The sequence below is a fragment of the Streptomyces sp. NPDC005963 genome (genome assembly GCF_040638655.1).
Classification (GTDB): domain Bacteria; phylum Actinomycetota; class Actinomycetes; order Streptomycetales; family Streptomycetaceae; genus Streptomyces.
In genome coordinates this window covers 1-11,287 of the sequence record NZ_JBEXVD010000045.1, presented here as the reverse complement: position 1 = coordinate 11,287, position 11,287 = coordinate 1, and the positions used below count along the sequence as shown (strand labels likewise).

Genomic DNA, 11,287 nt, shown 5'->3' with positions numbered 1-11,287 from the left:
CCGCCACCCGAAGGTCCGCGACGGCCGCCCACCGGGCGATCCGGGACCGGTACCCCACCGGGCGGCACCGCCGCCTTCGGGAGTCCGGCCCGGTACTCAGGCGCTGTCCACCACGAAGTTCTCCAGCCCGCTCGGCAGCTCGGCGCGCCGATTGACCTTCAACTTCCGGTATGTGCTGGTGAGATGCTGCTCCACCGTGCTGACGGTGATGAAGAGCCTCCGCGCGATCTGCCGGTTGCTGTTGCCCTGGGACGCAAGGGCGGCGACCCTCCGCTCCGAGTCGCTCAGCGCCGCGAGGGGATCGCTGTCGCCTTGGCCGCCGTCGGCGGGGATGCCATCGCCGAGGAACTCGGCCAGGTCTCGCTCCAGCAACAGCGAGGCTCGCCGCACCAGCGGCTCGGCCTGGCAGCGCAGAGCGAGGTCCAGTGCCTGTTCCCCGGTCCTGCGGGCCCTCTCGATGTCCCGCGCCCCGGTGTACGCGTATGCGAGATCGGCCAGGACCCGGGCCCGCTCCAACTGGTCGTCGGAGGCTCTCAGCTCCTCCGCGGCGCGGGTGAGCAACGCGGGCCGGTCAACGGGTTCGCCCGCCGCCGCCAGTACCCCGAGGCCCATTCCCCAGGCCCGGGTGTACGGAGCCGGAGTCTGCCCCAGGTGCTCCTGAGCGAGCGCGCGAGCCCGGTCGGCCTGCCCGAGCTGGAGATACACCCTGGCCAGGTCGAGGCGCCAGCACAGAAGATTGTGCAGGTCGACACCCCACTCGGACATGAGTTCGCCACACAGCTGGAAGTCGTTCAGCGCCGTGTGCAACCAGCCCCGGGCGAGGTAGTAGTGACCACGGGCCTGCAGGTAGTGGAGTCCGGCCCTTGTCTCCAGGACGCTCTGGGGCATCGGTTGTCTGACCAGTCGCGCGGCTTCGTCGAGCCGGCCCATTTCCGTGGTGGCCCGGAGCAGAACGGCCAGTGGGGCGTAGCCACTGATCCCCCACTGCTCCTGGGGCATGTGTTGCAGTGCCTCACGGGCCCGCTCCCTTGCCAGGGACAGATCTCCCTGGCACAGGGCTATCTCGGCCCGTTTGGCGCAGAACACGGCCCGCCAGGTGGGTGCCCCGAAGGTCGCGGACCGTTCGACCAGAACGTCGCACCAACTCGCCGCGGTGTCCGTCCGGTCGGCGTGGATCAGCGCGCAGAGGACGACAATGAACGGCTCCAGGGTGGAGTCGTTCAGCGGGCAGCTCTCCAGCAGTTGTTCGGCCCGGTTGGCGATGGTGTCGCCGCACTCGTCGGCGAGGGCAGCCGCCAACACCTCTGCCGCCTGGTAGTGCGGACTTACGCTTACCGACATCGAGTTGACCGGTTCCGCCGAAATGAGTCCGATCGCCGGGAAGCGCCGAGCCAGCCTCGGATGGGAGCCTTCCAGCCAGCGTCCCAGGAATCGGATCTCGCCCAGCTCAGCGGGGTCGTCCGACGACGTCAGGTCGCCGAACCGGGCGAGGATCTCTTCCGCCTCGGCCATGCCGCCGTGCCGGAGCAGGAGCCGGAGGAAGATCGCGGCGTCACTCTGGGAGAGCAGACCGTGCCGCAGGCTTTCGCGGAGCATGGGGAAGCGACGCAACGGCGCCGAGGGGTCGGAGCGCCACTCCAGGACGGCGAGCAGTGTGGTCAACGCGCCCTGTTCGCGAATGTCCTGAGAGGCCCCGTGGGCGAGTTCAAGACACTGACGGGCGGCATCGATGCGGCCGAGGCTGAGTTCGTCCTCGGCGGTTCTGCGCAGTACTTCCACCGACCAGGCCGGGAGCGGCCCTCCGGCGGTGATCAGGCTCTGGGCCACCGCCTGGCGGGGCGCCCCGTCCTCGTGGAGCCGCGCCGCCATACGAATCCGGATGCGCCGCCGGGTGTCCGGCTCGACCTGCTTGAGAACGGCCAGCTCCGCGGCGTGGTGGGAGAAGCGCCAACCGGTCAGTAATCCCGTGCTGTTCAGCGTGCCGATGCAGTGGCGAACCCCCTCGACATCCGTGTCCAGCATGGCGGAGATGAGTTCGGGTGAGCTGGACTCCCCCAGGACGGCGGCCGTGTTCGCCACTTGGAGCGCCAGGGGGTGGCCCCGATGAAGACAGTCGACGACGGCCTCTCCGAAGGCGCCACAGCCCAGTTGATCATCACTGGGCAGTGGCGTGCCGGGGCGGATACGCATCCAGTCCTCGCGTAACGCGTGGACGAGAAGCGGATTGCCACCGGTGGCGGCGTGCAGGTCCGGGGCCAAGGCCTGCGCCTGTTCGGCACCCAGTTCCTCGCCTAATAACTGCCGGACGCCGTGCACCGTCAAGGTGGGCAGTCGCAGACGGCGGCAGTGCGGCTGGCGGAACAGTTCGGCGCGGAAGACCGAGTGTTCTCGGTGCGGATGGTGGTCCTGCTCGGCGAGGACCAGCAGGACCCGGGTGAACTTCATGCGCCGTGCCAGGAACAGCAGGGCCCGCAGCGAACTTTCATCCGCGTAGTGAACATCGTCGACGATGAGGACGACGGGGCGATTCGATATCTCCCGCAGGACCGCTGCACTGAGAGTGCGGCATAACTCGGCTACTTCTTCCGCCCGGTCGGCGGACTCCTTGACCAGCGAGCCGGTCACGGCCCCGACATCGAGCAGCTCGACCACTCGCTCATTGTACTCGGCGTATTGGGACACAGATTGGAAGAGTTGATCCAAGACCCCGAAGGGTAATGCCTGTTCCACCAGGGAGCCGGTAGCGCACATCACGAGCGCATCCGCCTCAAGGCAACGCTCAGCAAAAGTGTGGAGCAGGGTGGTCTTTCCGGTGCCCGTCGGGCCACTGATCACCAGGATCCCGCCGCGCCCCTCCACGCAATCTTGGAACGCCGAATCCATTATTCGGACATTATGTTCTCGTTCGACCAACGGTGACAATTACTTCCCCCAGCCACGTCATCGGTTGACTCTTATTCAGGCCGCACTTGAAGGCGAAGCCGTTAATCCTCTTACACTCTCCCTCTTCGCGCCTCACATCACAAGGATTTCCGGCGGCGCATGCCCTGTCCAACATGAGATGAGGTAATAAACCCTCGGATACACCAAGACTCAAGGGACATAGGGAGCAGGCATCCATCAAACGGACAGAGAAAGTTCGTCCAATCATGACGTCTGCAACCCTAGGCTCGGTTTGTTTCAGTATCCAATCAATCTCCACACGATCTTGACTCGGCCCCTCGGGGGGCATCGCCGTCACAACCGCCCAATTCAACCGACAGCCGACCAATCGCTTCGTGCCGCCCTAAGAGGAAGCACCGCCCCCGGCTATGGGGAGCGGCGCGGATCCGTGGTGCGATACGTCCAACGGCCCAGGTGGGTCATGGATATGACGCCCACAGCACACAAAAGCCCCCGGAACCAGATGGCTCGGGGGCTTCGTCGGCAGCGGCCGGCGTTCGTGTCAAGTGGTCGAGTGGGGCGTGAGGATGGCCTTGGTGACCTCGCGCAGCCTCGCGGCGTCCGTCTCGCTGAAGGACTTGTGGCTGAGGCTGATCTCCTTGCGCTTCTTGTAGGCACTGATCGCCTTGGCCGGTGGATCGTCAAGCAACTCGATGATCGGCTCAATGCCCTTCTCCACCGACGTAGCACCGAGCCGCTTGGCCAGGTCCACCAGCAACCGCACCGGCTTCTTGTACTCACCCGAGAAGCTGGTCGCAACGAAGACCGGATTGTAAAGGACGTGCCGCACCTTGCTGCCCTTGTGCGCCTTGGCCATTCCGACGCCGAGCAGATCGTTCGCACGACTGCCTTGCATCATGGCCTTCAGACCCTTGTAACCATGCTCTAGCTGGAGGTCGTTCCAGTGAATCTCACCAACAGAAACGCCGGGTCCACAAATGTTGAGCACGACCGGATTGTCGGCCAACTCCAACTGCGGCAACAGCCCATTGCTCAAAACGTATCGGCTCAGATAATAGAGCGCGAAGGTGCTCTCGAAGCCCTCCGCCGTCACGGTCCGCTCGCGTCGGAAGTGCTGGGCGCCGAGCACAACCGCATCTACCACGGGGAAGACCTTGGCGATCTCTTTCACAGCCCGGTACTGCTCACTCACCAGACTCAGGTCGGCCTGCAGAAAAATCGCCCGATCGGCCGCGCCGGACTGTTTGGCCTCCGCAAGGAATTCCGCACCCTTGTCCGGGTTCCGTCCGATGATCAGCACGCGCCATCCGGAATTCACATAATGTCGGGCCAGAGCACGCCCCATGCCGTCGGTACCGCCTGAGACGACAATGTTCTTCATGTTACCTGTATCTTCCCCGGACCCAGAGTCCGTGCGATGAGCGCAAATAGTGAAGGATTCGGGAATCCATCAGCTCTCGATGCTCCCCGGGGGCCGCTGACCACGCAAGACGGCACATCGCTGTGGGTTACCGACATAAAAGTAACCATCGAGGTGGGCGGGGGTACGGACACCCACCGAGTGGGGCCGGAGGTACAGGCCCACCACACCGGACCACGGCTCGGCACGGCAGCAAAAGGGCAGAGTGGTATGAGCCGCGCATCGCAGCGCGGAGTGTGCCTCGTACGGAGTGTGCCTCGTGTACGGGAATGCCAGGACCCGGAAGTCTCGTATGCGAGCAGGCACCGCATCCGGGGTCGACCCCGGATGCAGCGTCAGCCGGGCGGTCGGGCGTCGTAGCGGCTCCGGCTGTCGCGGATCCGGGTGCGATGCGCGGAGGCCCACTGACCGAGTGCCGCGGCCGGCGCCAGCAGGGCAGAACCCACCTCCGTCAGCGCGTACTCCACCCTGGGGGGTACCGAGGCGTGGACCGTGCGCACCAGTAGGCCGTCCCGCTCCAGTCGGCGCAGGGTGAGCGTCAGCATCCGCTGGGATACCCCCTCGGCCGCCCGCTGTAGTTCACCGAAGCGGAGCGAGCCGTCACGAAGTTGTCCCATCACGATCAGGGTCCACTTGTCACCGATGACGCCAAGGATCTCGTGGACCTGTCGACACGCCTCCATCTCGGACTGCTGCTCACCGATGAGCCACTCATCCGTGTCTTCGGGGGCATCCGTGACCGAGTCGCTCCGTGACCTCATCTGCTCCCCTGTGATCGTGACTCACACACGCCCGTCGTCCGAGTGATGCAACTGTACGGGGCAACGACGGTTCCAGAGGGAGTAGTCGACCCGGAATCAGGACGTATCGCTCGCCCTACCACGCGTTGGGGACCGAACTTTGGCTGAATCAGAGCGCTAGTTCCCGCGCTGGTGGGACACACGGAAGCGGGAGCCGCCGACAAGCGGGCCCGCCCCGTGTGCTCCGGCCGTCCGTACTCCCTCAGCGGGGTTCACGGACCGCTGTGATGAACAGGAAGCTCCCCTCACCCGACAGGTCGACCACGGTCATTCCCGCCTTCTCCAGCAGCTCCCGTACCGCCTCCGGTTCGAACACGATCACACCGCGCGGAAGGGTCTGGAAGTACCGGTACAGCGGGTCTTCAGCCGGACGGAACGTCATCAGGGTGAAGGTGCCTCCGGGACGCAGGCACCGGCCGACCTCCGCGATGGCCTCGCCCGCATCGGGCAGGGCCTGTAGCGCGTTCCAGCAGTTCACCGCCCCCAGGGAGGAATCGTCGAAGGGAAGGGAGACGGCGCTGCCCCGCACCGTCGAGACCTCGGGGAGCACCTCGCGCAGCCGCTTGAGCATCGCCGGCGACAGGTCGAGCGCGATGACCCGCTCGGCGCCCAACTGCTCCGCCAGCACCCAGGTCCAGCGTCCGGTACCGGCGGCGAGGTCCAAAACCGGGCCATCGACCGGTCGTACACGGTCCTCCAGATAGCGGTCCTCGTCCGGCACGGGGACGACACCGGCCCAGTTGGTGCCCATCAACCGTAGGAACGCGGGACGCAACGCGTTGTCGTACCGCAGCGGCACATTGCGCGCCATCGCGGCGGTTCCGTTCCCAACGCCACCCGACAGGTCCAACACGCCCTCGACGAGGGGGCCGTCCGCGCCGCACGTACCGGTGCAGTGTGCGCCGTCGACACGGAACTCCAGCCGGCCCCGGCAAGCGGGGCAGCGCAGCGCGTCCGCGTGTGCGGAAACCGGGTTCGCCCGCTGCTCAGCCCTCCCGGCGGGCGGCAGTGTCAGGCTGGGGTCGGGTTGGTAAGCGCTCCAGCCGTGCTCGGCGGCCCAGAGCGCCTTGGCACCCGCGTAGGCCAGCAGGGAACGGGAATCGTTCTCCCAGAGCGCCGCCACCTGATCACCAGGGAGTTCACGAACCCAGGCCAGATCCAGTGCGCGCTCCTCCTCGCTCAGCTCCCAGTCCACCGGGGACGGCCAGGTCCGGCCGAGCTGCGGATCCAGCGGATCGAGCGGGCTGAGGCGCCGGTCCAGTCGGCTCAGATCACTTTCGGCGACGGGCAGTTCGCGGACGGCACCGAGGATCGTGTCCCGGTCCTGAGGGAAGTGACCGAGCAGATAGAGCAGCGCCGCGGCCAGGGGCTGGTCGGTCCGTGCGTCGTCCACGAGTGCGAGGTACCGGTCGAGGCCGCCGTGGACCGCGGCCCGGGTCCCGCCTTCGTCACCGCCGGTCTCCGCCAGCAGTCCCAACAGGATCGCGAGCAGCGGTCGGTGTCGCGCGGTCGCCGTGCCGAGCGCGGCGACGAGGTCGGGAACGGAGGCCGCCGCCGTTGGTTCCGCCGTGCCGTGGTTCCAGACCGTCGTCACGAGCCGCCGGAAGGCGTCTCCTGCCCGGGGGCCCTCCTCGCTGGTGAACGCTGTGAGCGCGGAACGCACCGCGGGGTCGATTTCCATGCCAGCCTCTCCGCTGTCTGTCGGGGAAGGAGTGATCGATTGGTTTGCCAGGTCAGTCCATCCGTACGGAAGCTCCCAGCCGTACGGAAACAGTGGGCGACCTGCTGATGCTGAAGCCTTGGCAGTCCCGGCGACCTGCACGGTCCCAGGGCTCACCGAGCGCCCGGTACGGGGCGCACTCAGCGGGCCTGCCAGCGAGGGTTGCGTCCCTCCACGAACGCCTGTGGCCCCTCCACGGCGTCCGCACTGTTCATGCGTCGTTCCTCCCACACGTACCGGGTCGCGAAGGCCCGTTCGAGCGGCAGGCCGGCCGATGTCGCGGCGGCCTCCTTGATGGCACGGACCGACAGCGGCGCGCACTGCAGCAGGTCTTCCACCCAGCCGTCGACGGCGGCGTCGAGTCCGTCGGCCGGGACGGCTTCATTGATCAGGCCGAGCTCGTAGGCGCGGGCGGCGCCGAAGCGGCGTCCGGTCATGAGATGACCGAGCGCGACGCGGTGGGGAAGTTGCCGGGTGAGTCGGAAGACTCCGCCGGCCCCGGCCATCAGGCCGAGCCGGGCCTCCGGCAGTCCGAATTCGGCGTGGTCGGCCGCCACAATGATGTCGCAGGCGAGCGCCAGCTCAAGACCGCCGCCGAGCGCGTAGCCGTTGACCCGTGCGACCAGGGGTTTCGCCAGGGAGAACCGTTCGGTCAGCCGTGGCCATCCGGGTTTGCCGCGACTGCCGAAGGTCGCGGGCTCGGCGGTGCCGTTCCGGGTGCGCTCAACCAGTTCCTTGAGGTCCTGGCCGACACAGAAGGCGCGATCGCCCGCGCCGGTGAGCACGCCCACCCAGACATCGTCGTCCGCCTCGAAGTCGTCCCACACCTCGGCGAGTTCCTCGTGGGTACGGAGATCCATGGCGTTCAGCACCGCCGGCCTGTTCAGAGTCACCCGGGCGACACGGCCGCTCTTCTCGTAGAGGATCCTGCTCCGCTCCCTCAGCACGGCGTGACTCCGCTCGGCGGATCGCCACGGTGACCACGGGACAGGCAGGAAGGGCGGGAACGGCGCTGACCGTGAGGAGAACAGGAACGACGGCGGTACGGGCTCGGACACGGGCGGGCCGCGGCCGGACCGACTTCGTTGGCCTCGACGCCCGCCCCGCGCACGGCCGTCATGGGTGCGGCTGCTCTCCGCCGCCCGGGGCTCCGACGGAGACCGTATCCACACTCCCATCTGCACCCCGCAGAGCGCGGTCGCATGCCGCCAGATGGCTGTCGAGCGCCTCCTCGTAGCTGGTGCTGGCGGCGTTCAGCAACAGCCCCCGGCGGATGGCGTGCCCCGTACCAGCAAAGCCTCGCACCCGGGTGATCCAGGCGACCACCGCCCCGGCCACATCATCGGCGATCTCATCGACGAGCCCGATGCCGGAGGCGCGCTCCGCGCTCATCTCGCCGCCGAACAGGACGAGTCGACGGGACTCGGCGACCCCCACCTGGTTGGCAAGCCGGTGAACCAGCATCCCGGGCCACGGCTCACCGGCGGCGAAGGGCAGTCGGAGCCGCAGATCCGTTCCCCCGACGCGATAGTCGCAGGAGAGCAGCACCTCAACGGCCGGGCCCCCGCAGTGGCCCTCGGCCACCGCGACGGTCACGGCACTCAGCCGCTCCAACCGTCTCAGGGCCCGCTCCCACTTGTTGACCAGATGGATCGGCACGTCACCCGGTCCGGACGGGGCCGCGTCCGCGCCCGCCGCCCCCGGGAGAAGACGCACCAGGACTACGAGGGTGCCCGCGGCCGTCTCCGCCCGGTCGCACAACTCCTCGACCGATGCGATCAGTTGCGAGGACAGGGGCTGGTCGCTGTCGATCTCCAGATACGCATCGGCCTGCTCCTCCAGCTCGCCCTCGCTGACACCAGATGACATGTCTCCACTTTCTCGGCAGTCGGTCGGCCAGCACGTCGGGTCTGGTCGAATCGGAATCAGATCGGTCATTCGTGGGCGTCATGCCACCGGCCGACAGGGAAACGGCCGGAAGAAGGCGATGAAGGGCCAGGAACGGGATTCAGGAGCCGGAATTCGGATAGGGAGGACGATCTCGTATGACGTGCCGCCTCGCCGTCAATAATGCCGTCAGCCTCATGGAATTCACGGTACCGATAGGCAAGCACACCGCGCATATGGGCAGCAGCGGAATCAGGTTCCTTCCTCACCGCCAGGAGCACCCCGGACTCCGGGCGGAAGCCAGGACCGGCTCACAGTCGGTCGACAGCGACACCGCTCCCCCTTCCCGTCTCAATCAGTGAGACGACTGCTCCTCATCCTCAGCCCCGCCAATGCCGCCACGGTGGGTGGTACGAGCACGACCGTGGTGATCCACGAATCGAAACACCCCGGGCGACCTGCAAGTCCGCCGACGGGGGCCCGCCGCGATTCCACTCCCCGGCCGGATCGGCGGGCAACTCATCGGTCTCAGACTCAGCGACCGCACCGCCCACGAGCAACCCCTAAGAACACTGTCGGCGCGGCTTCTAGGGGTCAGGGGCCAACAGGGTTCCGCGTTGATTCTTCACCGTTCCAATCGCCTTGGACTCCGCGCCCCAACAGCACTTGCTCAACCCCTAAGAAGACCGCCGCCGACAGTTTTAGGGGTATGAGTCGGGAGCTTTCTTGGCAATGATCGATGTTATTCATTCATAGAACTTCTCCGCCAGGTCTCAACCCAAGGTGTGGAATGGGCAACAGCAACGAAGACAAGGTTGTCGAATACCTTCGCAAGGTGACAGCCGATCTGCAACGGACTCGTCTGCGCGTGCAGGAACTCGAAGCCGAGGACCACGAGCCCATCGCCATCGTGGGGATGAGCTGCCGACTCCCCGGAGGCGTGACGAGCCCCGACGAACTGTGGCAACTCGTCATCGAGGGCCGGGACGCGGTTTCCGGGTTCCCCGACGACCGGGGGTGGGATCTCGATGCGCTCTACGACCCGGACCCAGAGGAGACGGGGAAGAGTTACGTGCGCGGCGGGGCATTCCTGTCGGACGCGGGCGGCTTCGACGCTGGGTTCTTCGGGATCTCACCGCGTGAGGCACTGGCGATGGATCCGCAGCAGCGGCTGCTGCTGGAGACCTCCTGGGAGGCCATCGAACGCGCCGGCATTGAGCCCGAGACCTTGCAGGGCAGCCGAACGGGTGTCTTCGTCGGCATCGGCGGGCCGGACTACGCCTCGCTGCTCGACGGCGCGGATGCCGAACTGGAGGCCTACCGGATCACGGGCAACACGGCCAGTGTGGCGTCGGGTCGGGTGTCGTACACGTTCGGGCTTGAGGGTCCTGCGGTGACGGTGGACACTGCCTGCTCGTCCTCGCTGGTGGCGCTGCACCTCGCCGCACAATCCCTTCGCCAACGGGAGTCCTCACTCGCCCTGGTCGGCGGGGCGATGATCCTTTCCACGCCTGAAGGCTTGATCGCGTTTTCGCGGCAGCGTGGTCTGGCGGCGGATGGTCGGTGCAAGGCGTTCGCGGATGCCGCTGATGGATTCGGCATGGCGGAGGGCGTGGGGATGCTGCTGTTGGAGCGGCTCTCCGACGCCCAACGCAACGGCCACCGCGTCCTCGCGGTCGTACGAGGCTCCGCGGTCAACCAGGACGGTGCGTCCAACGGACTCACCGCGCCGAACGGGCCGTCGCAGGAACGGGTGATCCGGCAAGCCCTCGCCAATGCCCGCCTCACGCCACAAGACGTCGACACTGTCGAGGCCCATGGCACGGGCACGCGACTCGGCGACCCGATTGAGGCGCAGGCGTTGCTGAACACCTACGGGCAGGACCGCCCCGGTGACCGGCCGCTCCACCTCGGATCGGTCAAATCAAACATCGGCCACACCCAGGCCGCTGCCGGAGTCGCCGGGATCATCAAGATGGTCAAGGCGCTGGAGCACGGGCGGTTGCCGCGGACGCTTCATGTGGACGCTCCATCGACGCAGGTCGACTGGACCACCGGAGCGGTGGAACTCCTCACCGAACCGCAGGACTGGCCGTATGACACCGATCGACCACGGCGTGCGGGGGTCTCCTCCTTCGGTGTGTCAGGCACCAACGCCCACGTCATCCTCGAACAAGCCCCGCAAGAGCAAGCCTCGCAAGCAGCAATCACGGACACACCTCTCGAAGTCCCCAACAGCACCGACCTTCCTCTTCTTCTGTCGGGGAAGTCGGAGGGTGCGTTGCGGGCCCAAGCCCGGCAGCTCGCCACCCATCTCGACGGTGAGGATGGGCCGTCGTTGGTTGGTGTCGCGCGTGCTTTGGCTGTGACGCGTACGCAGTTCGACCATCGTGCTGTGGTCCTCACCCGGGGTGAGGACCGGTCCACGGTGGTGGGCCGGTTGAATGCGCTGGCCGGCGGAACCGAAACCCCCGGACTCATCCAAGGCACCGTTCCCTCCGCTCCGGGGAAGTTGTTGTGGGTTTTCCCTGGTCAGGGGTCTCAATGGCCGGGAAT

The 11,287-nt window shown here is 66.8% G+C and carries 7 protein-coding genes; 1 reads left to right on the top strand and 6 read right to left on the bottom strand.

All coding sequences use genetic code 11. The annotated features are described in order from the left end of the window. Nucleotides 1–96: 96 nt before the first annotated feature. The 6 genes from ABZ348_RS33515 to dpgB all read right to left on the bottom strand — a co-directional run bounded on the left by ABZ348_RS33515 (nt 97) and on the right by dpgB (nt 8,713). Complete coding sequence (locus tag ABZ348_RS33515) at nt 97–2,913, bottom strand: AAA family ATPase (RefSeq protein ID WP_358939597.1); 2,817 nt, start codon at nt 2,911–2,913, stop codon at nt 97–99. A gap of 532 nt (nt 2,914–3,445) precedes the next feature. Continuing rightward, nucleotides 3,446–4,285 (bottom strand): SDR family NAD(P)-dependent oxidoreductase, encoded by an 840-nt coding sequence (locus ABZ348_RS33510; RefSeq protein ID WP_358939595.1) that lies wholly within the window; start codon nt 4,283–4,285, stop codon nt 3,446–3,448. Between the two features lie 374 nt (nt 4,286–4,659). Next, complete coding sequence (locus tag ABZ348_RS33505; protein WP_358939594.1) at nt 4,660–5,085, bottom strand: helix-turn-helix domain-containing protein; 426 nt, start codon at nt 5,083–5,085, stop codon at nt 4,660–4,662. A gap of 241 nt (nt 5,086–5,326) precedes the next feature. Further along, nucleotides 5,327–6,805: a class I SAM-dependent methyltransferase gene (locus ABZ348_RS33500; protein WP_358939592.1), complete on the bottom strand. Its 1,479-nt coding sequence runs from the start codon at nt 6,803–6,805 to the stop codon at nt 5,327–5,329. A gap of 179 nt (nt 6,806–6,984) precedes the next feature. Further along, entirely contained in the window at nt 6,985–7,788 is an 804-nt protein-coding gene (gene dpgD, locus ABZ348_RS33495; RefSeq protein WP_358939621.1) for an enoyl-CoA-hydratase DpgD, read from the bottom strand. Between the two features lie 172 nt (nt 7,789–7,960). After that, complete coding sequence (dpgB, locus tag ABZ348_RS33490; protein WP_358939590.1) at nt 7,961–8,713, bottom strand: enoyl-CoA-hydratase DpgB; 753 nt, start codon at nt 8,711–8,713, stop codon at nt 7,961–7,963. Nucleotides 8,714–9,521: 808 nt separating this feature from the next. On the opposite strand from dpgB, the gene ABZ348_RS33485 reads away from it, so the two are divergent. Then, nucleotides 9,522–11,287: beta-ketoacyl synthase N-terminal-like domain-containing protein (locus ABZ348_RS33485; protein WP_358939588.1), on the top strand; the 1,766-nt coding region annotated here is incomplete at its 3' end.